This window comes from Rhodococcus jostii RHA1, assembly GCF_000014565.1.
In the GTDB taxonomy this organism is placed as follows: domain Bacteria; phylum Actinomycetota; class Actinomycetes; order Mycobacteriales; family Mycobacteriaceae; genus Rhodococcus_F; species Rhodococcus_F jostii_A.
On record NC_008268.1, the window covers coordinates 5,339,488 to 5,364,655 of the forward strand.

24 protein-coding genes are annotated in these 25,168 nt (G+C 68.6%); 9 read left to right on the top strand and 15 right to left on the bottom strand.

Annotated features, from left to right (window positions below; all coding sequences use genetic code 11):
- Positions 1–21 precede the first annotated feature (21 nt).
- Positions 22–588 (bottom strand): hypothetical protein, encoded by a 567-nt coding sequence (locus tag RHA1_RS24710; protein WP_011597303.1) that lies wholly within the window; start codon positions 586–588, stop codon positions 22–24.
- Positions 589–846: 258 nt separating this feature from the next.
- Here RHA1_RS24710 and RHA1_RS24715 point away from each other — a divergent pair, with 258 nt between their 5' ends.
- The 3 genes from RHA1_RS24715 to RHA1_RS24725 all read left to right on the top strand — a co-directional run bounded on the left by RHA1_RS24715 (position 847) and on the right by RHA1_RS24725 (position 4,100).
- The gene (locus tag RHA1_RS24715) at positions 847–1,533 is read left to right on the top strand and encodes a response regulator transcription factor (protein WP_011597304.1); all 687 of its coding nucleotides are present in this window, start codon (positions 847–849) and stop codon (positions 1,531–1,533) included.
- A gap of 23 nt (positions 1,534–1,556) precedes the next feature.
- Positions 1,557–2,534 (top strand): HAMP domain-containing sensor histidine kinase, encoded by a 978-nt coding sequence (locus tag RHA1_RS24720; RefSeq protein WP_011597305.1) that lies wholly within the window; start codon positions 1,557–1,559, stop codon positions 2,532–2,534.
- A 78-nt stretch (positions 2,535–2,612) separates the two neighbouring features.
- Entirely contained in the window at positions 2,613–4,100 is a 1,488-nt protein-coding gene (locus RHA1_RS24725; protein ID WP_011597306.1) for a DUF4153 domain-containing protein, read from the top strand.
- Between the two features lie 102 nt (positions 4,101–4,202).
- Here the strand turns inward: RHA1_RS24725 and RHA1_RS24730 are convergent, their stop codons facing one another.
- The 3 genes from RHA1_RS24730 to RHA1_RS24740 are packed head-to-tail and all read right to left on the bottom strand — an operon-like array spanning position 4,203 to position 5,908.
- Positions 4,203–4,385 carry a hypothetical protein gene (locus RHA1_RS24730; RefSeq protein ID WP_025431930.1) on the bottom strand — a complete coding sequence of 61 codons (183 nt, stop codon included), beginning with the start codon at positions 4,383–4,385 and terminating at the stop codon, positions 4,203–4,205.
- A 27-nt stretch (positions 4,386–4,412) separates the two neighbouring features.
- Complete coding sequence (locus RHA1_RS24735) at positions 4,413–5,219, bottom strand: ABC transporter ATP-binding protein (RefSeq protein WP_009478093.1); 807 nt, start codon at positions 5,217–5,219, stop codon at positions 4,413–4,415.
- The gene (locus tag RHA1_RS24740; RefSeq protein WP_011597307.1) at positions 5,216–5,908 is read right to left on the bottom strand and encodes a FadR/GntR family transcriptional regulator; all 693 of its coding nucleotides are present in this window, start codon (positions 5,906–5,908) and stop codon (positions 5,216–5,218) included. The genes RHA1_RS24735 and RHA1_RS24740 overlap by 4 nt, the downstream gene beginning before the upstream one ends.
- Positions 5,909–6,002: 94 nt before the next feature.
- Here RHA1_RS24740 and RHA1_RS24745 point away from each other — a divergent pair, with 94 nt between their 5' ends.
- Complete coding sequence (locus RHA1_RS24745) at positions 6,003–6,464, top strand: PPOX class F420-dependent oxidoreductase (RefSeq protein ID WP_009478095.1); 462 nt, start codon at positions 6,003–6,005, stop codon at positions 6,462–6,464.
- An 11-nt stretch (positions 6,465–6,475) separates the two neighbouring features.
- On the opposite strand, the gene RHA1_RS24750 is transcribed toward RHA1_RS24745, so the two are convergent.
- Genes RHA1_RS24750 through RHA1_RS24775 form a run of 6 tightly spaced genes read right to left on the bottom strand, consistent with a single transcriptional unit; the run spans position 6,476 to position 13,264 of the window.
- Complete coding sequence (locus tag RHA1_RS24750; protein ID WP_011597308.1) at positions 6,476–7,618, bottom strand: CaiB/BaiF CoA transferase family protein; 1,143 nt, start codon at positions 7,616–7,618, stop codon at positions 6,476–6,478.
- Complete coding sequence (locus RHA1_RS24755; RefSeq protein WP_011597309.1) at positions 7,615–9,828, bottom strand: acyl-CoA dehydrogenase family protein; 2,214 nt, start codon at positions 9,826–9,828, stop codon at positions 7,615–7,617. The genes RHA1_RS24750 and RHA1_RS24755 overlap by 4 nt, the downstream gene beginning before the upstream one ends.
- Positions 9,829–9,839: 11 nt before the next feature.
- Complete coding sequence (locus tag RHA1_RS24760) at positions 9,840–10,709, bottom strand: SDR family oxidoreductase (protein WP_009478098.1); 870 nt, start codon at positions 10,707–10,709, stop codon at positions 9,840–9,842.
- 10 nt (positions 10,710–10,719) lie between these two features.
- Positions 10,720–11,595, bottom strand: a complete 876-nt coding sequence (locus tag RHA1_RS24765; protein WP_011597310.1) for a MaoC/PaaZ C-terminal domain-containing protein — start codon at positions 11,593–11,595, stop codon at positions 10,720–10,722.
- Positions 11,596–11,600: 5 nt separating this feature from the next.
- Entirely contained in the window at positions 11,601–12,032 is a 432-nt protein-coding gene (locus RHA1_RS24770) for a type II toxin-antitoxin system Rv0910 family toxin (protein WP_005243970.1), read from the bottom strand.
- Between the two features lie 47 nt (positions 12,033–12,079).
- Positions 12,080–13,264, bottom strand: a complete 1,185-nt coding sequence (locus RHA1_RS24775) for a lipid-transfer protein (protein ID WP_011597311.1) — start codon at positions 13,262–13,264, stop codon at positions 12,080–12,082.
- A gap of 104 nt (positions 13,265–13,368) precedes the next feature.
- Here RHA1_RS24775 and RHA1_RS24780 point away from each other — a divergent pair, with 104 nt between their 5' ends.
- Positions 13,369–14,064 carry a TetR/AcrR family transcriptional regulator gene (locus tag RHA1_RS24780; protein WP_029538415.1) on the top strand — a complete coding sequence of 232 codons (696 nt, stop codon included), beginning with the start codon at positions 13,369–13,371 and terminating at the stop codon, positions 14,062–14,064.
- Positions 14,065–14,087: 23 nt separating this feature from the next.
- On the top strand, positions 14,088–16,379 hold the full coding sequence (locus RHA1_RS24785) for a serine/threonine-protein kinase (protein WP_237726941.1): 2,292 nt from the start codon (positions 14,088–14,090) through the stop codon (positions 16,377–16,379).
- Here RHA1_RS24785 and RHA1_RS24790 read toward each other — a convergent pair whose 3' ends face one another.
- Positions 16,380–17,642, bottom strand: coding sequence for an Nramp family divalent metal transporter (locus RHA1_RS24790; protein ID WP_011597314.1), 1,263 nt, complete (start codon positions 17,640–17,642; stop codon positions 16,380–16,382).
- 165 nt (positions 17,643–17,807) lie between these two features.
- Between RHA1_RS24790 and RHA1_RS24795 the strand changes: the two genes are divergently transcribed.
- Positions 17,808–18,983, top strand: a complete 1,176-nt coding sequence (locus RHA1_RS24795; protein ID WP_011597315.1) for an acyl-CoA dehydrogenase family protein — start codon at positions 17,808–17,810, stop codon at positions 18,981–18,983.
- Positions 18,984–19,029: 46 nt separating this feature from the next.
- Here RHA1_RS24795 and RHA1_RS24800 read toward each other — a convergent pair whose 3' ends face one another.
- The 3 genes from RHA1_RS24800 to pdxR form a co-directional block, all read right to left on the bottom strand.
- Positions 19,030–20,331 carry a bifunctional o-acetylhomoserine/o-acetylserine sulfhydrylase gene (locus RHA1_RS24800; RefSeq protein WP_009478105.1) on the bottom strand — a complete coding sequence of 434 codons (1,302 nt, stop codon included), beginning with the start codon at positions 20,329–20,331 and terminating at the stop codon, positions 19,030–19,032.
- Between the two features lie 40 nt (positions 20,332–20,371).
- The gene (locus RHA1_RS24805; RefSeq protein WP_009478106.1) at positions 20,372–20,899 is read right to left on the bottom strand and encodes an OsmC family protein; all 528 of its coding nucleotides are present in this window, start codon (positions 20,897–20,899) and stop codon (positions 20,372–20,374) included.
- Positions 20,900–21,129: 230 nt separating this feature from the next.
- Positions 21,130–22,539, bottom strand: coding sequence for a MocR-like pyridoxine biosynthesis transcription factor PdxR (gene pdxR / locus RHA1_RS24810; RefSeq protein WP_011597317.1), 1,410 nt, complete (start codon positions 22,537–22,539; stop codon positions 21,130–21,132).
- Positions 22,540–22,588: 49 nt separating this feature from the next.
- Between pdxR and RHA1_RS24815 the strand changes: the two genes are divergently transcribed.
- Positions 22,589–23,047, top strand: a complete 459-nt coding sequence (locus RHA1_RS24815) for a carboxymuconolactone decarboxylase family protein (RefSeq protein ID WP_009478108.1) — start codon at positions 22,589–22,591, stop codon at positions 23,045–23,047.
- Positions 23,048–23,093: 46 nt separating this feature from the next.
- On the opposite strand, the gene hppD is transcribed toward RHA1_RS24815, so the two are convergent.
- A complete protein-coding gene (gene hppD, locus RHA1_RS24820) occupies positions 23,094–24,299 on the bottom strand; it encodes a 4-hydroxyphenylpyruvate dioxygenase (RefSeq protein ID WP_011597319.1) in 1,206 nt (401 codons plus the stop codon).
- Between the two features lie 217 nt (positions 24,300–24,516).
- Between hppD and RHA1_RS24825 the strand changes: the two genes are divergently transcribed.
- Positions 24,517–25,164: an IclR family transcriptional regulator gene (locus RHA1_RS24825; RefSeq protein WP_011597320.1), complete on the top strand. Its 648-nt coding sequence runs from the start codon at positions 24,517–24,519 to the stop codon at positions 25,162–25,164.
- Positions 25,165–25,168: the final 4 nt, after the last annotated feature.

A 25,168-nucleotide genomic window follows, 5' to 3' on the forward strand; every position in this document is an offset into this window, starting at 1 on the left:
GGTGTGGATTTCCTCCGGTGATCAGGGGCCGACGACGGTTCCGCCGTCGACGGGGCCGACTCCGCCGGGCGACTGCGGGGCCGCGGGCGGGGCAGGCTTCGGGCCGCCGCCGACGGGGAACGGATTGGTTTCGGGTTCGAGAACGCCCGGCTCGACCTGGCCCGGTCCTTCGAACGGACCCTTCGGCGGGTGAACAGGGTCGACGACGACGGGCGGGTCGACGACGACGGGCGGGTCGACGACGACGGGCGGGTCGACGACGACGGGCGGGTCCAACACGACGGGCGGCTGGGCGATGGGCGGCTGGGCGATGGGCTGCGGGACAACCGGCGGCTGGGCGATCGGTGCTCGGACGATGGGCGGTGCCGCCACGACGGGCGGAACGACACCCGGTCCCGGCGCAACCGTTTCGGTGTCTGCCGGGTAGCCGGGCGCCGAGTACCCGGGATTCACCGAGTAGCCGGGGTCTGCGACGACGATCCGACTCGGGGCCGGCGCGATCGCCGGAGCCGGCTGCTGCTGCGAGACGGCCCCCTCCGAACTCGGGGTCGGAGCCCCGTCGGTATGTCCACCGGCAAGAACGATCACTGCGGCTCCTGCGAGGGAGAACGTGAGGGCGGCGGTTGCGCCGATCGCGATGCGAGTTGCGGTGTGGACGATGGGATGCCTCCGGTGGTTTGGGGTGTCTAGCTGGGCTGATAGACCAAGCTTGCGCCGGGCGCGAGCCTTTCGACAGGCACCCCAGGGTGCGCATCTCCCACCCCGCGGCGGAACCGCGGGCAAACCTGCACAGAATCTTCACAAGCTCTGACGGGGATCCGCACGTGCGCCCAATACAGTCGGGGAATGGGCCAGCGAAGAGTGCTCGTCGTCGACGACGAGGCGACGATCCGCGAGGCGGTCGCGGCGCGGTTGCGGGCGGAAGGCTTCGACGTCGTGACGGCGTCGGACGGTCCCTCCGCCGTCGCTGAGTGCGAGGCCTCGTCGCCCGACGTTCTGGTACTGGACGTGATGCTGCCGGGATACGACGGCCTAGAGGTGTGCCGGCGCGTCCAGGCGTCGCGGCCGGTGCCGGTGCTGATGCTCACCGCGCGCGCCGACGAAACGGACATGCTGATCGGTCTCGGCGTGGGTGCCGACGACTACCTGAGCAAGCCGTTCAGCATGCGGGTGCTGGTGGCGCGGGTGCACGCGCTGCTGCGGCGGGCCGATCGTGCCCAGGAGACCGTGCCGGCCGAGCGGGACGGACTGTCCGTCGGCGACATCGAGGTGGACCTCGTGGAGCGTCGTGTCCGGCGCGGCGTCGACGAAATTCATCTGACGCGAACCGAATTCGACCTGCTTGCGTACTTCGCCTCCCGGCCGCGCGCGGCGATCGCGCGGGAGTCGCTCCTCGCGGAGGTGTGGGGGTGGGGTGACGGGGCGGGTAGCCGGACCGTCGACAGTCACGTGAAGGCGTTGCGCCGAAAACTCGGCGGCGACCTGATCCGCACCGTGCACGGCGTCGGCTATGCCCTGGACGTGCAGCGGTGAGCGCGGGCCGGATCCTGGACAGGATGCCTCGACCTCTCGATCCGCTGCGATCGTTCAAGGTGAAGACCGGTCTTCTCGTCGTGGCCGCGTTGTTCTTCGCTTCGCTGACGTTCTGGGTGACCGCTCGCTGGCCGTTCCGATACGCGCTGGTCCTGGCGTTGCTGGTGTCGTTGGCCGTGACCCAGATCCTCGCGCACGGCATGACGTCTCCGCTCCGCGCGATGACCGCCGCGGCCCGCGCGATGGCGACCGGCGACTATTCACGCCGGGTGCGGTCGACGTCGCGGGACGAGATCGGCGAGCTGGCTCGCGCGTTCAACCAGATGGCGGAGGACCTCGAGGCCGCCGACCGGTATCGCCGCGAACTCATCGGCAACGTCTCACACGAACTCCGTACACCGATCTCCGCTCTGCAGGCACTCCTCGAGAACATCGTCGACGGGGTGGAGGAACCCGACCCCGCCCGGATGCGGGTGGCGCTCGACCAGACCGAGCGGCTCGGCCGCCTCGTCGCCGAGTTGCTGGACCTGTCGAGGGTGGAAGGCGGTGCGGTGCAACTCGAACGGGAGAACTTTCCGGTCCGTGAGTTCCTCGAGGACGTGGTGCGGCAGTCGGAGGACCCGCGGCGACCGCGGCAGGTGATCGTCGACGTGCAGCCGCCGCACCTGCGCGCCGACGCGGACACCGCACGCTTGCATCAGGTGGTGACGAATCTCGTGGACAACGCGTTTCGGCACGGCCCGGCGCGCACCCGGGTGGTCGTCCGTGCCAGACCGGACGCGGGCGGCGTGATCATCGAGGTGGAGGACGACGGCCCCGGTATCGCGCCCGGCGAGCGGTCGCGGGTGTTCGAGCGGTTCACCCGCGGCGGCTCCACCGACGGTGGGACCGGCCTCGGACTCGCCATCGCCCGCTGGGCGGTGGATCTCCACGACGGCCGCATCGAGGTCGTCGACACGGCCGAAGGCTGCTGTATCCGGGTGAGTCTGCCCGCCGCCTGACTACCGATCCACAACCGGGACGCGACGTCCCGCGATGACGCCTGCCTTCATCCGGCAGCGACAACCAGGGAGGGAACCATGACCATCGCACCCCCACAACCCGCCGCGCCCCCGTCGGGCGACTTCTGGCCGAGACGTGCCTGGCGCCGCGACCGGACGTCGATGGCTCCACGGCCGATAGTCCTCGCGGCCTTGGCGGCAGGCGTGGTCGCGGCGCTGACGCTGCAGGTCACGGTGGTCGGCCTCGGCTACGTCGTCACCGGCGCCGCGGTTGCCGTCGCGGTGTTCGCGACGCGCAGGACGATGCCGACGGCTGTTCAGTCCGTCGCGATCCTCGGTGCCCTCGCCCTGCTGGCCGTGCTCAGCGTCCGCGGTGCGGGGTGGCTGGCCGCGGTCTGTGTGGCGCTGAGCTGGGTGGTCGGGTCGTTCGCCCTCGTCGGCGGACGCACGTGGACGGGGTTGGCGGCCGGGTCGTTCGCGTTGTGGTTCACACCGCTGCGGGTGGCGCGGTGGACGCGTCGAGGTGTGAGGCGGTGGCATTCGAGCGGGAAGGTGCCGGTGGGTAGGGCTCTCGGTGTCGCGGCCGTGACGGCCGTGCTGCTCCTGGTCTTCGGTTCGCTGTTCGTCGGCGCGGACGCGGGTTTCGCCGACTTGCTCGGCAGAGCCGCACCGACCGTCCACGTGTCGAATCCGGTCGGGCGGTTCGTGCTCGGCGTCCTGGTGTGCGGGGGAACGCTGGGGGCCGCGTACCTGCTGAGGCGGACGCCCCGCGTCGACGCACTCGCCCCCGGGCCGGGGCGTCCGGTTGCCCGGTGGGAGTGGGCGTTTCCGCTCGCACTGCTGGATCTGTTGTTCCTCGGGTTCGTCGCGGTGCAGTTGACGGTGCTGTTCGGTGGGAGCACGCACGTGCTGACCACGGCAGACCTGACGTACGCCGAGTACGCGCGACAGGGCTTCTGGCAGTTGCTGGCGGTGACCGCGCTGACACTGGTGGTGATCGCCGTCGCGGTCCGGAAGGCGGCGCGAGTGGAGGTGGTGGATCGAATCCTCGTGCGCGTGCTGCTGGGATTGCTCTGCGTGTTGACGCTCGTCATCGTGGCCTCGGCGATCCACCGGATGTCGCTGTACGAGAACCAGTACGGGTACACGCGGCTGCGGGTGACCGTGACGGTGACGGAACTGTGGCTGGGGTTGGTGTTCGTGTTGCTGATCGCGGCAGGCGTCCGGTTGTCGGGGCGGTGGTTGCCGCGTGCCGTCCTGGCATCCGCGGTGGGTGGGGTGCTCCTGCTCGCCGCGATCGATCCGGACGCGTACGTCGCCAGGAAGAACGTGGAGCGGTTCGGCGAGACCGGGCGGATCGACGTGAGCTACCTCGATTCGCTGTCCGTCGACGCCGTCCCCGCTCTCGATCGGCTGCCCGAACCGGAACGGTCGTGCGCCCTGTACCGACTCGACCGGCAGGTGAGGGGAGAGTCGCAATGGTACGAGTACAACGCGGCACGCAGCCGCGCGAAGGAACTGCTGGCCGCGCATCCCGTCGGCTCGTGTGAGCGGGCGGGGTCGTAGCGGTTCTCGCGCGGTTTGCCGGCGGATTTGCCGGAGTCACAGGCAATTGCGTGGGAACCGGGCCAATGGCCGTGCGGCTGTGGCGCGCCGAGCGCTACCCACTCACGACCGGTCGCGGAACGTCATGACGAAGCCGGCCATGGCGGCGAGCACGGCCAGGACGTAGACCGGCACCTGCACCCAGACGGGTGCGGTGCGGTTCACGATCATCGCCGCCGCCAGTGCGACGACGATGAGCACCACACCGTAGAAGGGGGTGCGCTGGGGGTGGTCGCCTCGTGCCATACCCACCAGTGTGCACCGCGTCGGCGGTTATCCGACCGTCTCGGGCACCCGCGTCTGCGCGACCCACCGCCCGCGTTGCCGGGTGATCTCGATCGGGTGGTCGAAGCATTCGCTGATGGTGTCGGTGGTGAGGACGTCCGTGACGGGGCCCTGTGCGATCACCCGGCCGTCGCGGATGAGGACGGCGTGGGTGGTGGTGGTCGGGATTTCCTCGAGGTGGTGGGTGACGAGGATGCTGGCGAGGCTCGGGTACGTTTCGCGCAGTTCGTCGAGTGCGGTGAGGAGTTGTTCTCGCGCAGCCAGATCCAGGCCGGTGGCGGGCTCGTCGAGCAGGAGGAGTTGCGGCTCGGCCATGAGGGCTCGCGCGATCAGGGCGCGTCCGCGTTCGCCCTGGGACAGGTTGGGCCACAGGGCGTCCGCGTGCTTCTGCATGCCGAGGGACGCGATGAGTTCGTCGGCGCGGGCGACCTGGCCGGCGGTCGGTGCCCACCTCGGCACGAACTCGGGTGTGTTGGTGAGACCGGTGAGCACGACGTCGCGCACCGTCAGCGGCGCGTCGATCCGGTGTCGCGGGTTCACGTGCCCGATGTGGGCGCGCAACTCCCGCATGTCGACCCGGCCCAGCTGATGGCCGAGGACGTGCACGGTGCCGTGGGTCGGATGAGCAAAGGCGCCGAGCATGCTCAGCAGCGTGCTCTTGCCCGCACCGTTCGCGCCGAGCAGCACCCAGTGCTGTCCGCGTTCGATGTGGAGGGTGATGTCGCTGAGCAGATATCGCCCGCTCCGCACGAGGTCGACGTGGTCGGTGCTGACGACCGAGTTGGGGGTGGTCACTGATGTTCGCCTTTCCGCAGAATCGACATGGTCGGATCGAGGTTGGCGGCGGTGGCGGCGACAGCCGCCCCGGCATCGCCTGCTTCCAGCGCGCGCACCAGGTCGTCGTGCGCGCAGCTGGTGTCGGGTCTGCCCGGTTCGTGGTCGACGAGTTCGGCGAGCGCGTCGACGAGCAGCGGCCGGATCGAGTCGAACAGGGCGGACAGGATCGAGTTGCCTGCGATCTCCAGGATCGCGGCGTGGAAGTCGAGGTCGGCCGCGACGAAGACGGCGGTCGACTCGGTGGTGCTGTCGTGCCGGGCCGACAGCTGCTCTCGCAGTCGCCGCAGATCCTCGGGGCGTGCGCGTTCCGCGGCGAGTCGGGCGGCCTCGATCTCGAGGGCTCGCCGCACCTCGTACACCTCGAGCAGGCGGGCGCGGCGCAGCAGCTTCCCGAGTCCCGCACCGCCCGTGGGTGGTTTCGCGACGAACGTGCCGACGCCGTGCCGCACGTCGAGCAGGCCGTCGCGGGCGAGCAGCCGGACCGCCTCGCGCACGGAGGAGCGGCCGACACCGAGTTCGGTGGCCAGTTCGGCCTCGCTGGGGATGCGGCTGCCGAGGGCCCACTTGCCGTCACGGATCCAGGCGGTGAGGAGTTCCTCGAGCTGGGGTACCAGCGGTCCGCTGCGGAGGGTGTGACGTCCGGCCATTCGGCGACGCTAGCACAGTCCTCAGACGTCTGAGGACTGTGGTGGAGCCTATGGTGAACCGGAGAGAACCAACGCAGCAGAGGAGAGGTGCACCATGGCCATCGCCACCGCAGACCGTGTCACGCGGGAAGAGTTGCTCGACTTCGTCCGGCCCCGCCATCGCAGCGTGCTGATCACCCGGAAGCGCTCCGGCGGCCTGCAGATCTCCCCGGTCACGTCGGGACTCGACTCGGAAGGGCGGATCGTCGTCTCCACCTACCCGCAGCGCGCCAAGGCCGCGAACGTGCGACACGACCCCGCCGTGAGCGTCTGCGTGCTCTCCGACGAGTTCAACGGCGCTTACGTGCAGATCGACGGAACGGCCGAGGTACTGGACATGCCCGACGCACTCGAGCCGCTGGTGGAGTACTTCCGCGGCATCTCCGGTGAGCATCCCGACTGGGACGAGTACCGGGACGCCATGCGGAAGCAGAACAAGAGCCTCATCCGGATCACCATCGACGAGTGGGGACCCATCGCGACCGGTGGCTTCCCGCCGGACGCCGATCGCGGATAGGTCCCCGTCACCTACTCGACGGCACCCGCCGAGCGCAGCTGCTCGATGCGCGACGGGTCGTAACCGGCCTGCGCGAGGATCGCATCGGTGTCCTGCCCGGGCCGCGGGGCCGGCCGGGGAACGGGCGCCGGGGTGCGGCTGAAGCGCGGTGCCGGTGCGGGCTGGCGGATGCCACCCACCTCGACGAACGTCTCCCGTTCCTTGTTGTGGGGGTGCTCGTGCGCCTCCCACGGCGACAGGACGGGCGACACGCACGCGTCGGAATCGGCGAAGAGTGCCGCCCAGTCGTCCCGCGGCCGGGTCGCGAACACCTCGGCGAGGCGCTTCTTCAGTTCCGGCGCCGCATCGAGGTCGTACTGCAACGGCAGATCCTCGCCGCTCAACCCCAGCACGTCGAGGAGTTCACCGTAGAAGTGCGGTTCGACGCACCCGACCGCCACGTGCAGACCGTCGGCGCACTCGTAGGTGTCGTAGAACGCGGCGGCCCCGTCGAGGACGTTCCGCTCCCGACCCTCCTGCCACAGACCGGCGGCGTTCATGCCGTGGACGAACGCCGTCAGCAGGGCCGCGCCGTCGACCATCGACGCGTCCACCACCTGTCCGCGGCCCGACCGGGAACGCTCGTGCAGCGCGGCAAGGATCCCCATCGTCAACATGAGGCCGCCACCGCCGAAGTCGCCCAACAGGTTCAGCGGCGGCACCGGCCGCTCGCCGGCGCGCCCGATGGGTTCGAGCGCGCCCGCGAGCGCGATGTAGTTGATGTCGTGCCCGGCCCGCGGTGCGAGAGGTCCATCCTGGCCCCAGCCGGTCATGCGCCCGTAGATCAGTCCGGGGTTGCGGGACAGGCAGTCGTCGGGGCCGATGCCCAGGCGTTCCGCGACGCCGGGACGGAAACCCTCGACGAGGATGTCGGCTGCTTCGACGAGTGTCAGGACGGCCTCCAGCCCCTCCGGAGTCCGCAGGTTCACGGCGATCGATCGTCGTCCGCGGTCGAGTACACCCGACGGCGCCATCAGCCCGCTGCCGCCGTCACCCGCCCGCTCGACGCGGATCACGTCCGCGCCGAGGTCGGCGAGGATCATGCACCCGAACGGGGCGGGCGCGAGGCTCGCAATCTCGACGACGGTCAGCCCGCTCAGCGGCCCACCGGTCACGACACCCCCTGCGCGTCGCGGGGCAGTCCGAGCATGCGTTCCCCGATCACGTTGAGCTGCACCTCGGTGGTGCCGCCGTAGATGGTGGTGGCGCGGCCGGCGATCAACTGCTCCATCGCCTTGTCGCTCGGCTCCCCGGGAATGCTGACGGCGCCCGCCGCCCCCAGTTCGGCGACGACGAACTCGGCGATCGACTGTCCGAGCCCCATGCCCAGCAGCTTCCCGACGCTGGACGTGGTGCTCACGTCCGCCCCCGACAGTTGCTTCAGCACGATCCGTGCGCCGATCAGATCGATTGCCTGGCTCTCGGCAACCAGTTCGCCGACGCGGAAGCGTGCCAGCGGGCCGAGGTCGCGGCCGCGGGCGAACTGCAGCAGATCCTTGTCGGTGGCGTAGGCCTCCATCTTCTGGCTCAGGGCCACCCGCTCGCCCGCGAGGGTCGTGCGGGCCACGTTCCAGCCGTCGTTCACGTTCCCGACCACGTTCTCGTCCGGGATGAACACGTCGTCGAGGAAGACCTCGTTGAACAGGGCCGACCCGGTCATCTCGCGCAGCGGCCGGACGGTCACCCCCGGCGTCGACATGTCCAGCACGAAGTACGTGATGCCCTCGTGTTTCGGCCTGGACGGGTCGGTGCGGGCGATCAGCATCGCCCAGTCGGAGAACTGTGCCACCGTGGTCCAGATCTTCTGGCCGGTCACCGTCCAGCCGCCGTCGACCTTCTCGGCCTTCGTCGTCAGCGACGCCAGGTCGGAACCAGCACCCGGTTCGCTGAACAGCTGGCACCACACGAGATCTCCGCGCAGCGTGGGGACGGCGAGATCCCGCTTCTGCGCGTCCGTGCCGTGGGCGACGACGGCCTGCACCGCCCAGCCGCCCATCAGCAGCTGCGGCATCGGGATTCCGGCGGCCTTGATCTCCTGGGCGATGACGATCTGCTCGAGCGGGGACGCGCTGCGCCCGTACGGCTTCGGCAGGTGCGGCTGCACCCATCCGCCGTCGCCGAGTGCGATCAGCTGGTCGTCCTCGTCGAGGCCCACCAGCGGGGCGAGTTCCGCCCGCACCTCGGCGCGGATCGCCTCGGCTTCGCCCGGCAGTTCCAGTTCGGAGGTGCGGGCGATGCCTGCGAGGGACTGGTCGGCAACCCGAGTGGCTCGCTCCTCCCGGGTGCCGAGGAGCCCCCGGATGGCCAGCGCCCGGCGGTAGAACAGGTGCGCGTCGTGCTCCCAGGTGAATCCGATGCCGCCGTGGACCTGGATGCAGTCCTGTGCGCACTGCACCGCGGCGTCGGGAACGACGACGGCGGCGATGTCCGCGGCGAAATCGGCGGTGTCGTCGCCGTTGTCGAGAGCGGAGGCGGCATCCCACAACACCGCGCGCGCCTTCTCCAGTGCGATGCCCATGTGGGCGCACTTGTGCTTGACGCCCTGGAACTGGCCGATCGGACGCCCGAACTGCACCCGCGTCTTCGCGTACTCGGATGCGGTGGACACGCACCACGACATCACACCGATCGCCTCCGCACCGAGAACGACGGTGGCGACGGACCGGACGCGCTGCGCGCTCAGACCGTCGAGGATCCGGTCGGCGCCCACGTGCACGGCGTCGACCGTGATCCGTGCCGAACCGCGGAGCACGTCGATGCCGTCCTGCACCGTCACGGTGACGTCCGCCGAATCGACGACGGCCCAGCGGACGTCGTCGCCGACGGTGATCGGGAGTAGCAGGATGTCGGCGTGTTCGCCGCCGAGAACCGCGTCCGCGACCCCGGTGACGCGGTATCCGCCTTCGCGCGCCGACGCATCGAGTGGGCGGCCCAACGCGACTGCGGCGGTGTGTGATCCGTCGAGAAGACCCGGCATCACCTCGATGCCGACCTTGGAATCCGCGGCCGCCACGAGCGCGGCGGACAGCGCGGTCGGGACGAACGGACCCGGAGCGGCCGTCCGGCCCAGCGCTTCGAGAGCCACCGCCAACGTGAGGAGCCCGGCGCCGTGACCGCCCTTGTCCTCGGGGATGTGCAGTCCCAGCAGGTCCTGACTGACGAGTGCATCCCAGAACGGCGGGAACTTGTCCTCGCTGGTGGACTCGACCGCGGTCCGGACATGATCGGAGGTGATGGTGCGTTCGGCGAAAGCGCGGACCGAGTCGGCGAGGGCCCGGTGTTCCTCGGTCAGCCCGAGCCCGAGCTCGTACGTGTTCTTGGCCATGTCGGGGCCCTTCAGCCGAGCCGGTCGGCGAGGTCGGCGACGGTCCACGGGCCGTCGCTCTCGATGGTCGTGACGTCGTGCCAGCCGGCGAGCTCGGAGATGGCACCGCCCTGCACGGCGAACACCTTGCCGGTGATCTTGCAGTTCGCGTCGGCGAGACGCGCGACGAGCGGAGAGATGTTGGCGGGGCTGAACGCGTCGAACTCGCCCTCCGGCACCTCCTCGGCGAACAGCGCGCCCATACCCGGGGTGGCCAGGGTGAGCCGGGTGCGGGCGATCGGGGCGATCGCGTTGACCCGGACGCCGTAGCGTTCGAGCTCGTCCGCGGCGACCAGGGTGAGTGCGGCGATGCCGGCCTTCGCGGCGCCGTAGTTGCCCTGGCCCGCATTGGGCATGAACGTGCCCGACGCCGACGCAGTGTTGATCACGGACGCGTTCACGGTCTCACCCGCCTTGGTCTGGGCCTTCCAGTACGCCGCCGCGTGGCGGAGAGTGGCGGCGTGTCCCTTGAGGTGCACGGCGATGACGGCGTCCCACTGGCTTTCGGTCATGCCCGCGATGAAGGCGTCCCGCAGGATGCCCGCGTTGTTGACGAGGACGTCGAGGCGGCCGAATTCGCTCACCGCTTGGTCGACGAGTCCTTCGGCGCCGTCCCAGGACGCGACGTTGTCGGTGTTCGCGACTGCCCTGCCGCCCGCGGCGACGATCTCGTCTACGACCTGCTGCGCCGGGCCCGCGTCCTCGCCGGTGCCGTCGTTCGCGCCGCCGAGGTCGTTGACGACCACGGCAGCGCCCTCACGCGCGAAGAGCAGTGCGTGCTCCCGGCCGATTCCGCGTCCGGCGCCGGTGACGATGGCCACCCGTCCGTCGAGTGTTCCCATGTGTGTACTCCTAGGTTTCTGTGTCCGCGATGACGGCGAGGCCGTCCTTGATGACGAGTGCGTCGCCGACGGTGGTCTCGTAGGCGTACGACGTCGCCCCGCCCGTGGACTCGGCGACCTGCCGGAACTGCGTGGCGATGTCCTGACCGGGCAGAACGGGTTTCGCGAACCGCACCGCGAGCCGGCGGAGCCGTTCGACCCTGCCGTCGGCGAGTTCGGTGAGCGCCGCCCACGACGTGAACGCCATGGTGCACAGGCCGTGGTTGATGATTCCGGGAAGTCCGGACATCCGGGCGATCTCGTCGTCCAGGTGGATCGGCATCGGATCACCGGAGGCGGGCGAGTACCGGAACGTCTGGTCGTCGTCGATGTGCTGGGTGATCGACGCGACCGGGGCCTGTCCGCGCAGGGACTCGTCGAACCGGTGCGCGGGTGCCCGCTCGCCGAGTCCGGCTCCCGCGTCGACCTTCCGGAAGAACGCGGTCATCCACTGCTCGTTGACCAGTTCGCCGTCGTCCGTGGTGGTTTCGACGTAGACGACGACGGTGGAGCCGTTCTCCCGGCCCTCGAATCCGATCGGCTTCGCGCGAACCACGAGGGCGTCGCCGGGACGGATCGGACGGTGGAAGTGGAAATCCTGCTCCCCGTGCACGAGTTTCATGAGCAGTTCGACCGGGGCGACGGACAGTGCCGCCGGTGCCATCGACGTGAACGCGGGGACCACGGCGAACACCGGTGGCGCCACCTCGCCGGCGAGGTGGCGTGCGATGGGATCGTTGGTGGCCGCGGCATAGTCGGCGATGCGCTCGGCGGTGACCTCGAACCGCTGCGGATCGGTCCACTCGCCGAGGCCTCCCGTGTCGAATTCGACTGTGGGGTTGGTCATGCGGATCAGCCCACCATGTCGGCGAACCCCGCCAGGGACGCCTCCAGATCCGCCTTGGCGTTCTTGGCGACGGCCTTGCCGATGGGGCCGACGATCATCGTGCCGGTGAAGCTCGCGTCGATGATCGCCGTGGATCCGGCGCCGTCCGGCTCGACCTTCAGCGTGAATTCGACGGTGACCCCCGCCATGCCGGTGCCGGAGATCTTCACCATCTCGGGCACCTGCACCTCGGTGACGGTCCACTCGATCTTGTTGGCCATGCCCATCACGGAGACGACCTCGGTGAACTTCGATCCGAGTGCCACCTCGGCGGGGATCTCGCTCTTCCACGACTGGTGGATGGTGAGCCACTCCTCCCAGCGGGACAGGTTGGAGAGCGCGTCCCACGCCTTGTCGGGGGAGGCGGGCAGGGACGCTGCGACGGAAACGGAAGCCATGGTGAACTCCTGGTGCTCGACGTGAAAGGAATTGTGGGAGAGAAGAATCAGAGTGCGCGATAGGCGGTGACGACGACGGCGCCACCGAGGCCGATGTTGTGCTGGAGGGCGACCGCGGCGCCGTCGACCTGGCGCTTGTCGGCCGTGCCGCGGAGTTGCCAGGTGAGTTCGCTGCACTGGGCGAGTCCGGTGGCGCCGAGCGGGTGCCCCTTGGAGATGAGACCACCGGACGGGTTGACCACCCAGCGCCCGCCGTACGTGGTGTCGTCGTTGTCGACGAGTTTGCCGCCCTCGCCCTCGCCGCACAGGCCGAGCGCCTCGTAGGTCAGCAGTTCGTTGGTGGAGAAGCAGTCGTGGAGTTCGATGACGTCGATGTCGTCCGGTCCGATGCCCGCCTGTTCGTACACGCGGGCCGCAGCCGTGCGGGTCATGTCCGCGCCGACCAGGCTGATCGCGCTCCGGTTTTCGAACGTGCTCGGGAGGTCGGTGACCATGGACTGGCCGACGATCTCCACGGCCTGCCCGGCGAGGTCGTGCTTGTCGACGAACTCCTCGCTCACGACGACGACGGCACCGGAGCCGTCGGAGGTGGGGGAGCACTGCAGTTTGGTGAGGGGCCCGTAGATCGGCTTCGAGCCGAGGATCTCGTCGAGCGTGTACTCGTCCTGGAACTGGGCGTACGGGTTGTTCTGTGAGTGGCGATGGTTCTTCACGCCGATCTTGGCGAACTGTTTCGCCGTGGTCCCGAAGCGTTCCATGTGTTCCTTGCCCGCGGCGCCGAACATGTAAGGGGCAGGCGGCATCGCGAACTCCTGAAGTTCGGCGAGCGCGAGGAGATGGCGCATCATCGGCTGTTCCCGGTCGTCGTACGTGGACCCGAGCGAACCGGCCTGCATCTTCTCGAAGCCCAGCGCGAGCGCGCAGTCGACCTGACCGCTCCGGACGGCCTGCGTGGCGAGGAAGAGCGCGGTCGACCCCGTCGAACAGTTGTTGTTGACGTTCACGATGGGAATGCCGGTGAGGCCGAGTTCGTAGACGGCCCGCTGTCCCGACGTCGATTCGCCGTACACATATCCGACGTACGCCTGCTCCACGAGCCCGTACTCGATTCCGGCGTCCGCGAGTGCCCTGCCGCCGGCCTCGCGCGCCATGTCGGGGTAGTCCCACTCGCGTGCACCCGGTTTCTCGAACTTCGTCATCCCGACGCCGACGACGAACACCCTGTTACCCATTGCGGCTCCCTAGAGTCCGGAGAAATGTGTGTGTGACACCCTGTCTCACCAAAGTATGTGAGACAGTATGTCCAGTCAACAGTCGGATGGGTAACGTGTGCGTGATGCCGGACAAAGTGGAAACCGCCGCGTCGCCCCAGGGCGACGGCCGCGCCACGCGCTGGGAGGACCACAAGGCGGAACGCCGAAGCCGGATTCTCGAAGCCGCGATGGACGCCATCAACGAGGACGGCCCCGACGTGGGCGTCCAACAGATCGCCAACCGCGCCGACGTGCCGCGGTCGGTGGTCTACCGGATCTTCACCGATCGCGGCGACCTCGACGAGCAGCTGCGCGGACGTATCATCGAACGACTGATGACGGACCTCGCGCCCACGTTGACACCGGAGGGGACCGTGGGCGAGGCGATCGCCCGCGCGGTCGAGACGTACCTGCGGTGGATCGTGGAATATCCACGGCTCCACCAATTCCTCGGCACCGGATCGCCGAGCAGGCGCACGACCGGCTCGCGTGTGGTGACCGGAACGAAGACCGCGATCGCACTTCAGCTGTCGGGTCTGCTCGCGACGGTCCTCGACTCGGTGGCCGGCAATTCGGATCTCGCCGAGTCGCTGGCCTTCGGGTTGGTGGGACTCGTGGATGCCAGCGTCAACCGGTGGCTGAGCAACCCGCAGTCGGCGCTCGGCAGCGACGAGCTGGCCGAGTTCCTCGAGGTGTCGATCTGGCAAGTGCTGCACGGCAATCTGGCGCGGATCGGCGTCACCATCGACCCGTCGACCCCGGTGTCGGAACTGCAGTAGTCCGCTGGGCCTGGCCAGCTACCATGGCTTTCATGCCCTCCCGGCGAGGTTCACCGGCCGCTTCCGAGCAGGCCTGGGTGTCGGACACGGCGGTCGGCGACGCCGTCGCGCGTTTCGCGAGTGCCTGGGAGTCCTCGTCGTCCGCGCCCGATCTGGTCGCCTACCTGCCGGCGTCCCCCGCTCTCCGCCGGGTCACGCTCATCGAACTGGTCAAGGTCGACCTGGAGAACCGCTGGCTGCGCGGCGACCACCCGAAACGGCTCGCCCAATACTGTGAGGAGCTGCCCGAACTGCGGCGGTGGCCGCTGCCACCGGACCTGCTGTACGAGGAATTCCATATCCGGCGGCGCAGCGGGGAGTCGGTCGAGGCGAGCGAATACACGCAGAATTTTCCGGGTCAGGCCGGTCAGCTCGACGAACTGCTCGGCACCGGCGAGTACCAGAGCACCTCGCTCCACCACGGGGAGAAGGCCTTGACGGTGTCTGCGGGAAGCGCAGGCACCCTCGACGATCTCGAGGTGGGTCAGCGGATCGACGACTTCGACCTGATGACCGGTCTCGGCCGGGGCGCGTTCGCGCGGGTGTTCCTCGCCCGGCAGCGGTCGCTGCAGAGGCTGGTCGCGGTGAAGATCTCCCAGGATCACGGCACCGAGCCGCAGACCCTGGCCCAGTTCGACCACGACTACATCGTCCGGGTCTTCGATCAACGACTCCTCGCGGGCCGCGACCTGCGACTGCTGTACATGCAGTACGTGCCGGGGGGAACCCTGCTCGACGTGGTCGGGCGGGTCCGTGAGACTCCGCCGGACTCGCGCAGCGGCGCCGTGCTGCTGGACGCGATCGACCGGGCGCTGGTGGGCAGGGGCGAGATCCGGCCCAGCGAATCCGGCGTGCGTCAGGAGATCGCGACGCTGAGCTGGCCGGAGGCGGTGTCCTGGCTCGGCCGCCGGCTGGCGCAGGCGCTCGATTACGCCGGCAGGCACGGCGTCCTCCACCGCGACGTGAAACCGGCAAACGTGTTGCTGACGGCCGAGGGTGTCCCCAAGCTCGCCGACTTCAACATCAGTTTCAGCGGGAACATCGCGGGTGCGAGCCCGGTCGCGTACTTCGGCGGCTCGCTGGCCTACATGTCACCGGAACAGCTCGAGGCGATCCACCCGGACCGGCCGGGCACACCCGGCGATCTCGACACCCGCAGCGACCTGTACTCGCTCGCCGTCGTCCTGTGGGAGTTGCTGACCGGCAGAAGGCCTTTCGACGACAGTGACGCCGAGCTCCACTCCCATCCGCCCGGCGACCGCACCACCCTCGACGCGATGCTCGCGCGGCGGCGGGGGGACGCCGAACCGGCCGCCGACGAACTGCCCGCCGACTGCCCGAACGCGCTGCGGCGAGTGCTGCTGAAATCGCTGGCGCCGGAACCGAAGGATCGGTTCTCCTCCGGTGCCGAACTCGCCCAGCAACTCGACGTCTGCCTCGACGCGCACGCCCGCGATCTGGTCGATCCGCCGCCGGGGAGCTGGAACCTGCGGATGCGCCGGTGGACGCACCCGATCATGTTCCTGGCCATCGCAGTTCCCAATCTGCTGGCCATCCTCTACAGCTACCACCACAACACCACCCTGATCATCAGCAAGCTGCCGCCCGACGCGCAGGAGAGCTTCGAGCGAATCACCCGGATCGACTACACGATTGCATTCCTGATCGGGACCGTGGGCACGCTGTCGATGGTGCTCTACCTGACGGTGGTGGCCGGCGGTCTGCGCCGGGGGAGGGTGTACTCCGGCGCCCAACTCGCCCGCGCCCGCCGGGACACCCTGCTGCTCGGCCAGCGGTGTGCGCTGCTGTGTCTGGGGTTGTGGGTGGTCACCGGCATCATCGTGCCGATCACGCTGGAGGTGAGCGGCAGTGAGGTTCCGTGGAACACCGTCGTCCACTTCACCGCGTCACAACTGGTCTGCGGGGCGATCGCCGTGGTTTATCCGTTCTTCTTCGTGAACTTCTTCGCCGTGCGCTGCCTGTACCCGGTCTTTCTGCGGCACGGCGAGATCAGTGCCTCGGACGCCCGGATGCTGCGGCGGCTCGGGCGGCGCAGCACGTTCTTCCTCGCCGCGGCGGCCGCCGTGCCGTTGCTCGGAATCGCGGGGGCCACGTTCATTCCCCCGGAGGACCTGCCCCGGGTGATCGTCGCGCTCCGCGTCCTGTGCGTCGGCAGTGTCGTCGCGTTCGTCGGGGCCTACTGGATGTTCCGGATGCTGTCCGAGGACCTGCAGGCGCTGCATCGCGTCGTCTCCGGTGCGCCGCGACACGAGTGATCAGGCCGAGCCCGTGAATGTCAGCCACAGCAGCGACACGTTGAGCACGACGATCAGCGACGCCGCCACCCAGGCGGCGACCGTGGTGGCCGTCGCGTTGCGGTGGACGCCCATCAGGTCGTGGCTCGACGTCATCCGCACGAGTGGAATCACCGCGAACGGGATGCACAGGCTGAGCACCACCTGACTGAGGACGAGCGCGAACGTGGGATCCACGCCGACCGCCAGCACGACCAGTGCGGGAATCAGGGTGACCACCCGGCGTAGCAGCAGCGGGATGCGCATCGACAGCAGGCCGTACATGATCTCGGAGCCGGCGGCGCAGCCGATCGACGTGGACGCCAGGCCGGAAGCCAGCAGTCCGACGGCGAAGATGACGGCGACGGTGGGGCCGAGCGAACTCTGGATCGCGGCGTGCGCGCCGTCGATCGAATCGGTGCCGGGGATGCCGCTCAGGGCCGAGGCGGCGAGCAGCAGCATGCCGATGTTCACTGCGCCCGCCACGATCAGCGCACCGACCACGTCCCACTTCGTCACCCGTAGCAGCCGCGCGAGGCGTGGTCCTTCCAGGTCGTTCCCGTGCCGGTCGCGGGCGAGGGCGGAGTGCAGGTAGATCGCGTGCGGCATCACGGTGGCGCCGAGCATGCTCGCGGCGAGCAGGACCGTCTCGGTGCCCTCGAAACGCGGCACGAGTCCGGCGAGCGCGTCCGTGCCCGACACGTCGGTGAACGCGAGCCCGGTGAGGAACCCGACGGTGATGATCGTCAGGAGTCCCATCACGACGAACTCGAACGTCCGCTGACCGCGGCGACTCTGGATCGACAGGATGCCCATCGATACGACGCCCGTGATCAGGCCTCCGGCGAAGAGGGGAACGCCGAACAGGAGATTGAGTGCGATCGCGCCGCCGATCACCTCGGCGAGGTCGGTGGCGACGGCCATCGCCTCCGCCTGCAGCCAGAACGCGCGACGGTTACCGGTCCTCAGGCGGGTCCCCAGCATTTCGGGCAGTGATTTGCCAGTGACCAGCCCGAGTTTCGCGGAGAGGTACTGCACCAGCACGGCCATGGCGTTGGCGAGCACGAGGACCCAGACGAGCAGGTACCCGTACTTCGCGCCCGCGGTGAGGTTGGCGGCCACGTTTCCGGGGTCGACGTACGCGATGGCCGCCACGAAGGCGGGCCCGAGGAGCGCGACCGTTCGGATACTGCCCTTGCGGGGCGTGCGGCGCGGGAGGAGAGGGCGGGGTGCCTCGATGCTCACGGAGCTCCTGGTCCTGGTCTGTCGATCTACCTGCTGATTCGTATCTCCGCACTATAGATTTAGGTATGGCGAACTTTCAAGCGTGGGGTGCGGATCGGCTCGGAAATGCCACCCCGGCGCTATATTGACTAGAACGTGTTCTACTCGCGGTGGAAGGGAGTCCTGATGGGTCGGGTTCTCGACAGAATCGAAGTCGTCGCCGAGGAGATTCGCGGGCAGGCGGTCCAGTCGGAGGCGGACTGCCGGCTCACCGACGCCGCCGCAGGCCTCCTGCGCGACTCCGGGGCGATCCGGTTGCTGCAGCCCAGGCTCTACGGCGGCTACGAGGTGCACCCCCGCGAGTTCGCCGAGACCGTCATGGGAGTCGCCGCACTCGACGGTGCGAGCGGATGGGTCACCGGGATCGTCGGCGTGCACCCGTGGGAACTGGCGTTCGCCGACCCGCAGGTGCAGGAGGAGATCTGGGGCGAGGACAACGACACGTGGATGGCGTCGCCGTATGCGCCCATGGGTGTCGCGACACCGGTCGACGGCGGGTACGTACTGAAGGGACGATGGTCGTTCTCGTCCGGAACCGACCACTGTCAGTGGGCCTTCCTCGGGGCGATGGTCGGCGACGGCGAGGGTGGCATCGCGACGCCCTCGTCGCTGCACGTGATTCTGCCGCGCACCGACTATCAGATCGTCGAGGACACGTGGGACGTCATCGGCCTGCGCGGAACGGGAAGCAAGGACCTGATCGTCGACGGTGCATTCGTCCCGGGATACCGGACGTTGAACGCGGCGAAGGTGATGGACGGGCGTGCGCAGAAGGAGGCGGGCAGGCCGGAGCCGTTGTTCAACATGCCGTACTCCTGCATGTTCCCGCTCGGCATCACCGCCGCCGTCATCGGCATCACCGAGGGCGCGCTGGCCTGTCACATCGCGGTGCAGAAGGACCGCGTCGCCATCACGGGCCAGAAGATCAAGGAGGATCCCTACGTGCTCAGTGCGATAGGAGAATCCGCCGCCGAGATCAATGCGTCGCGGGTGTCCCTCATCGAGACCGCCGACCGGTTCTACGACAAGGTAGACGCGGGCAAGGAGATCACGTTCGAGGAGCGGGCGATCGGACGCCGCACCCAGATTGCCGCGGCCTGGCGTGCGGTGCGTGCCGCGGACGAGATCTTCGCGCGCGCCGGCGGTGGCGCGTTGCACTACAAGACTCCGATGCAACGGTTCTGGCGGGACGCGCACGCCGGCCTGGCCCACGCGGTTCACGTTCCCGGCCCCACCAACCACGCGAGCGCGCTCACCCAGCTCGGCGGCGAACCGCAGGGGATGATGCGCGCCATGATCTGAAAGCGCCGGGAGGCCGAGGCGCGCGCCTCGGCCTCCCGGCATCGGATCAGACTGCGGCTGCGGCGAACCCGGTCTCGAGGTCGGTGAGGATGTCGTCGATACCCTCGATGCCGACGGCCAGCCGGACCAGTCCGGGCGTCACACCGGCGGCGAGCTGCTCCTCCGGGGTGAGCTGCGAGTGCGTCGTGGACGCCGGGTGGATCACCAGCGATCGCACGTCGCCGATGTTCGCGACGTGGCTGTGCAGGGTGAGCGCGTTGACGAACTTCTTGCCGGCATCGACACCGCCGGCCAGTTCGAATGTCACGATCGCACCCGGACCCTTCGGGGTGAGCTGCTGTGCGCGCTCGTGCCACTGCGAGGACGGCAGACCCGCGTAGGCCACGGATGTGACCTCCGGGCGGGCCTCGAGGAACTCGGCCACCTTCTGGGCGTTGGCGACGTGCCGCTCCACGCGCAGGCTGAGGGTCTCGATGCCCTGCGCGATGAGGAACGCGTTGAACGGGGCGACCGCGGAACCCAGGTCGCGCAGCAACTGAACGCGCGCCTTCAGCGCGTAGGCCGGGGCGCCGAGGTCCGCGAAGACGACACCGTGGTAGCTCGGGTCCGGGGTGGTGAAGTTGCCGTGGCGGCCCTGGGTCCAGTCGAACGTGCCGCCGTCGACGATGACACCGGCGATCGCCGTGCCGTGACCACCGAGGTACTTGGTGGCCGAGTGCACCACGATGTCGGCGCCGTGCTTCAGTGGCTGCAGCAGATACGGTGTGGCCACCGTGTTGTCGACGATCAGCGGGATTCCGTTGTCGTGGCCGACCTTCGAGATTCCCGCGATGTCCAGGATGTGATTCTTCGGGTTGGCGATCGTCTCACCGTAGAACGCCTTCGTGTTCGGGCGGACGGCGCTGCGCCACTGCTCGAGGTCGTCGGGGTCCTCGACGAACGAGACCTCGATGCCGAGCTTGGGCAACGTGTAGTGGAAGAGGTTGTAGGTGCCGCCGTACAGGTACGGGCTCGAGACGATGTGGTCGCCCACCTCCGCGAGGTTCAGCACCGCAAAGGTTTCCGCCGCCTGCCCGGAGGACAGCAGCAGGGCGGCGACGCCGCCTTCGAGGGCGGCGATGCGCTGCTCGACCGCGTCCTGGGTGGGGTTCATGATGCGGGTGTAGATGTTGCCCGGCTCGGCCAGACCGAACAGCGCGGCAGCGTGATCGGTGCTGTCGAACGTGTACGAGGTGGTCTGGTAGATCGGCAGCGCCCGCGCCTTGGTGGTCGCGTCGGACGTCTGCCCGGCGTGGATCTGCTTGGTCTCGAACGACCAGTTGACGGTGGGATCGATGCTCTCGGTCACGAGTGGTGTGCTCCAGATTCGGTGAGGTGGATGTGGTGAATCAGTTGTCGCCGGTGAGTGTTTCGACCACGGTGTGGACCGGGGTCTGGTTTCGGGTCAGGTCGAGGACGGGGCAGTGCGCATCCACCGCCTCTTGCAGTTCGAGGTAGCGCTCCCGCGATTCCGGGCCGGTCAGCGTCACGACGACGCGCACTTCGCCGAACCCGGCACGGACGGCGTCGTCGAAGCCGAAGAACCCGCGCACGTCGAGGTCGCCCTCCGCGCGCGCCGAGATATCGTCGACACGGACACCGAGCTTCTCGGCCCAGAATCGGTACGTGACCACCTGGCAGGAGAGCAGCGACGCGAGGTAGTACTCCACGGGATTGGCCGCCGAATTGTCGCCGCCGAGCGCCGGCGGCTCGTCCACCTCGACGCTGTACTTGCCGAGCGTGACGGTGCTCGCGACGGCGTCGTGCGCCTGTGCGGAGGCGCGGAAGACGACGTGAGCGTTCGCGGAATCCTCGGACACGGCGTCGCGGGTGACGCCGATGACCGATGCGAGATGCGAAACGGATGCAGTGGTCATGACAGTACGAATCCTTAGAAAACGAGGGTGTGCAGGAAGAACCCGGCGTGAAACGTCACGCCGGGACGGGTCCGATCAGGAGATCGGACACCTCGAGGTACACACCAGTGCGAAATCGACATGGCGACGCCGCGTCAGCAGTTCACCTGAGTCGAGCACGCCGGATTCGGTCACGGATCAGACTGTAACCGCACGACACGCATTCCGACCAGTCCCATAGGAAATTCTGTTCACGGAGTGGGCAGCGCGCGGCACAGGGCGTCCAGAGTGGCCGAGAAACGCGCGGACGACGGCGTGCTGTAGCCGACGACGAGTCCGTCGGGCCGGTCCGAGGGACCGTCCGGATGACGGAACGTGCGCAGACCCTCCACTGCGAGACCGAGGGCTGCGGCCCGGTCGAGGGTGGCCGCCTCGGTCCCGTCGGGAAGTTCGAGTACGGCGTGCAGACCGGCCGCGATGCCGGTGACGTGCACGTGTGGTGCACGGGCGGCGAGGGTTTCGACGAGGCTGTCGCGGCGACGACGGTAGAGGGTGCGCATCCTGCGGACGTGCCGATCGAATGCGCCGCTCTCGATGAAGTCTGCCAGGGTGAGCTGGTCCGTCGAGCTGACCCATCTCTCGTATCCGCCCTTGACTGCCAGGACGCGGTCGATCAGGCGTTCCGGCAGCACCATCCAGCCCACGCGGATCGCGGGGGAGAGGGTCTTGCTCACCGTGCCCAGATAGGCCACCTCGTCCGGGGCCAGGCCCTGCAGGGCGCCGACGGGTTGGCGGTCGTACCGGAACTCCCCGTCGTAATCGTCCTCGATCACGATCGCCCCCGTCACACGTGCCCATTCGACGAAAGCCGTTCTCCTGCTGGGATGGAGTGGCCCGCCGGTGGGGAATTGATGCGCCGGGGTGAGTAACGCCGCCGACAGTTGCCTGCCTGTCGCATCCGGGGGTTGCGCTCCGCGGTTGTCGAGGTGCAGGGGGACGGTGGAGACGCCGGCGTCGCCGAGAAGTTCGCGATGAAGATGCAGCCCGTACCCTTCGACGGCGATCGATCCCTTCACGGCGCGGGCGAGCAACCACAGTCCGTGCCCCGAGCTCGCACTGACCACGATGTGGTCGGGATCGGTGCGCACTCCTCGTGCACGAGAGAGGTATTCAGCGAGAGCGTGACGGAGCTCGGGACGTCCCCGCGGATCACCCGGTCCGAAGGCGTCGTTGGGCGCCGCGGTCAATGCGCGGCGGGCCGACGTCATCCAGGCCGTACGAGGAAACTCCCCGACGTCGGGAGAACCGGGCATCAGGCTCAACGCCGGTCGGGGCGTGGCCGCGGAGCGGGTGCGCGGACGCAGGGCAGGCTCGCCTGCCCGATCGGCGACCCGGGTGCCCGACCCCTGCCGGGCGGTGAGCCAGCCCTCGGCCACGAGTTCGGCGTACGCCTCGGCGACGGTGTTGCGGGCGATGCCGAGGTCGAGGGCCAGGGTGCGGGACGGCGGGAGAGTGGTGCCTGCGACGAGCCGTCCCGATCGAACCGACTCGCGCAGAGCGGAAACCAGGTTCGCGCGCACCCCCTGCGCCCGTCCGCCGCCGGACGCGGTGAGGTCGAGATGGAGGTCGCGGCCCAGACCCGAATTGGCCCAAGTTTCCATCACTGAATTGAACCATACAGATGGGCTATTCCGCGACTACTGTTCTCGTATGACCACAACAGAGCGCAAGACCCGAGTCGATCTCGCACGCAAGGCGCCCGCCGTCTACAAGGCCATGATCGCCCTGGACGCCGCGGCACGGCAGGGCCTCGACCCGGAGCTGGTCGAGTTGGTAGTCACCCGTTGCTCCCAGATCAATCACTGTGCCTGGTGCATCGACATGCACACCGCCGACGCCCGCAAGATCGGCATCAGCGAACAGAAGCTGTACCTGCTGAGCGCGTGGGAGGAGGCGCACGGGCTGTACACCGACAAGGAGCGTGCGGCGTTCGCGCTCGCCGAGGCGATCACCGTGCTGACCGACGGCTTCGTCCCCGACTCGGTGTACGAGGAGGCGGAGGAGTACTTCGAGGAGACGGAACTGGCGCAGCTCATCTCGCTGGTGCTCACGATCAACGCGTGGAATCGCATCGCCGTGAGCACGCGGAAGTCCCCGCGGGTGCGCTGATCTCAGGTACGGACCTGCCGCCTCGCGCCCACTGAACGCCGCCCGCTCAGAAGTTTCCGCGGGCGGCTTGTTCGCGTTCGATGGCCTCGAAGAGGGCTTTGAAGTTGCCGATGCCGAAGCCGAGGGAGCCGTGGCGTTCGATGAGTTCGAAGAACACGGTGGGCCGGTCGACGAGGGGTTTGGTGAAGATCTGCAGCAGGTAGCCGTCTTCGTCGCGGTCGACGAGGATGCCGCGTTTCTGCAGTTCGGCGATGGGGGCGCGGACGTTGCCGATCCGGGCCCGCAGTTCGGGGTCCTCGTAGTAGGAGTCGGGGGTGGCCAGGAACTCGACGCCCTCGGCGGTCAGCTGGTCGACGGCGGTGAGGATGTCATTGGTGGCCAGGGCCAGGTGCTGGGCGCCGGGGCCGCGGTAGAAGTCGAGGTATTCGTCGATCTGCGAGCGTTTCTTGGCGAGGGCGGGTTCGTTGAGGGGGAACTTGACCCGGTGGTTGCCGTTGGAGACGACCTTCGACATCAGGGCGGAGTAGTCGGTGGCGATGTCCTCGCCGACGAACTCGGCCATGTTCGTAAAGCCCATGACCCGGTTGTAGAAGTCGACCCAGTGGTCCATCTTGCCGAGTTCGACGTTGCCGACGACGTGGTCGAGGGCCTGAAACAGGCGCTTGGGTGCCCCGTCCCGTTTGGTGTGGCCGGAGGTGCGGGCGGTGTAGCCGGGCAGGTAGGGGCCGGTGTAGTGGCTGCGGTCGACGAGGGTGTGGCGGGTGTCGCCGTAGGTGGCGATCGCGGCGAGGCGGACGGTGCCGTGGTCGTCGGACACGTCGTGGGGTTCGTCGAGGACGGTGGCGCCCTGGGCGCGGGCGTGGGCGATGCACTTGTCGACGTCGGGGACGGCGAGGGCGATGTCGACGACGCCGTCGCCGTGGGTGCGGTGGTGGTCGATCAGGGGGCTGTCCGGGTTCACGGCGCCTTTGATGACGAAGCGGACGGCCCCGGATTCGAGGACGAAGCTGTGGTGGTCGCGGTTGCCGGTGGTGGGTCCGGAGTAGGCGACGAGGGTCATCCCGAACGCGGACTGGAAGTAGTGGGCGGTCTGGGTGGCGTTGCCGACCACCCAGACGACGGCGTCCCAGCCGCTGACCGGGAACGGGTCGCGGGTGCCGTCGTACTCGACGAGCCCGACCAGCTGCTCGAGCTGGCCGAGGTCGAGACCTGCGAGGCGTTCTTTGTCGGTGAGAGTCTGCTCGATCGTCATGATGGTGCCCTTCCTTGCAACGGTTTTCGGGTACGGAGAAGGTGAGTGCGACTGCGCACCGGGGGAGTGGCGAATGCCTGACTCAGAGGTAACCGGCCGCCGGCCCGGTCGTCAACCGAGACCCGCACATCTAGCCGCATCGACGGATGAGAGCAGCCCCGCCCCCGCTTTCCTATACAATCTGAATACTTCAATGGGGCAATAGAAATGGACTGCGATGGTTGCGCGGAGTGAGATCGGCGTCGGAGTGCTCGCACGCGCGGTGGCGATCCTCGACGTCGTGGAGGCGAGCCCGATGGGTGCGAGCGACCTCGCCCGCGAATTGGACCTGTCCCTGTCGACCACGTACCGGCTGGCCACGGACATGGTCAAGCACGGCCTCCTCCGGAAGGATCAGGAAGGCCGTTTCTACCTCGGTCAGCGTTTCGTCACGACGGCGCTGAGCGACCTCGCCATCCCAGCGCTGCGCGAATTGGCGGAGATGACAGGCGAATCCGCACAGCTATGGGTGCGGCGGGGCGAATCGCGGCTGTGCGCGGCCAGCGTCGATTCCCAGCACGAACTGCGGGTGGCACTGCCCGTCGGAACGTTGGTCCCGCTACCGCAGGGGTCGAGCGGCCACGTGTTGTCCGGAGACTGGGAGGCCGACCCCGAAGCCGTGAAATCGGGTTGGTGGGTGTCGGTTTCGGAACGGACACCGGGATCCGCGTCCATCAGTGCGCCGGTCCGCAGGCATGGCGAGATCGTGGCCGCCGTGTGCGTGTCGGGTCCCGAGGGGCGGATGGGGAAGAACCTGGGTGCGTCGATGGGCCGCGCAGTCGTCGCTGCCGCGCGGCAGATCGAGAAATCCGTTCCGGGCGACTGAGCCG

What these genes read in the sequence shown, in the direction of transcription:
- RHA1_RS24715 (WP_011597304.1), top strand. Translation starts at nt 847, where the DNA reads ATGGGCCAGCGAAGAGTGCTCGTCGTCGACGACGAGGCGACGATCCGC.
- RHA1_RS24720 (WP_011597305.1), top strand. Translation starts at nt 1,557, where the DNA reads ATGCCTCGACCTCTCGATCCGCTGCGATCGTTCAAGGTGAAGACCGGT.
- RHA1_RS24725 (WP_011597306.1), top strand. Translation starts at nt 2,613, where the DNA reads ATGACCATCGCACCCCCACAACCCGCCGCGCCCCCGTCGGGCGACTTC.
- RHA1_RS24730 (WP_025431930.1), bottom strand. Translation starts at nt 4,385, where the DNA reads ATGGCACGAGGCGACCACCCCCAGCGCACCCCCTTCTACGGTGTGGTG.
- RHA1_RS24740 (WP_011597307.1), bottom strand. Translation starts at nt 5,908, where the DNA reads ATGGCCGGACGTCACACCCTCCGCAGCGGACCGCTGGTACCCCAGCTC.
- RHA1_RS24745 (WP_009478095.1), top strand. Translation starts at nt 6,003, where the DNA reads ATGGCCATCGCCACCGCAGACCGTGTCACGCGGGAAGAGTTGCTCGAC.
- RHA1_RS24755 (WP_011597309.1), bottom strand. Translation starts at nt 9,828, where the DNA reads ATGGCCAAGAACACGTACGAGCTCGGGCTCGGGCTGACCGAGGAACAC.
- RHA1_RS24760 (WP_009478098.1), bottom strand. Translation starts at nt 10,709, where the DNA reads ATGGGAACACTCGACGGACGGGTGGCCATCGTCACCGGCGCCGGACGC.
- RHA1_RS24765 (WP_011597310.1), bottom strand. Translation starts at nt 11,595, where the DNA reads ATGACCAACCCCACAGTCGAATTCGACACGGGAGGCCTCGGCGAGTGG.
- RHA1_RS24770 (WP_005243970.1), bottom strand. Translation starts at nt 12,032, where the DNA reads ATGGCTTCCGTTTCCGTCGCAGCGTCCCTGCCCGCCTCCCCCGACAAG.
- RHA1_RS24775 (WP_011597311.1), bottom strand. Translation starts at nt 13,264, where the DNA reads ATGGGTAACAGGGTGTTCGTCGTCGGCGTCGGGATGACGAAGTTCGAG.
- RHA1_RS24780 (WP_029538415.1), top strand. Translation starts at nt 13,369, where the DNA reads ATGCCGGACAAAGTGGAAACCGCCGCGTCGCCCCAGGGCGACGGCCGC.
- RHA1_RS24785 (WP_237726941.1), top strand. Translation starts at nt 14,088, where the DNA reads ATGGCTTTCATGCCCTCCCGGCGAGGTTCACCGGCCGCTTCCGAGCAG.
- RHA1_RS24795 (WP_011597315.1), top strand. Translation starts at nt 17,808, where the DNA reads ATGGGTCGGGTTCTCGACAGAATCGAAGTCGTCGCCGAGGAGATTCGC.
- RHA1_RS24805 (WP_009478106.1), bottom strand. Translation starts at nt 20,899, where the DNA reads ATGACCACTGCATCCGTTTCGCATCTCGCATCGGTCATCGGCGTCACC.
- pdxR (WP_011597317.1), bottom strand. Translation starts at nt 22,539, where the DNA reads ATGGAAACTTGGGCCAATTCGGGTCTGGGCCGCGACCTCCATCTCGAC.
- RHA1_RS24815 (WP_009478108.1), top strand. Translation starts at nt 22,589, where the DNA reads ATGACCACAACAGAGCGCAAGACCCGAGTCGATCTCGCACGCAAGGCG.
- hppD (WP_011597319.1), bottom strand. Translation starts at nt 24,299, where the DNA reads ATGACGATCGAGCAGACTCTCACCGACAAAGAACGCCTCGCAGGTCTC.
- RHA1_RS24825 (WP_011597320.1), top strand. Translation starts at nt 24,517, where the DNA reads ATGGTTGCGCGGAGTGAGATCGGCGTCGGAGTGCTCGCACGCGCGGTG.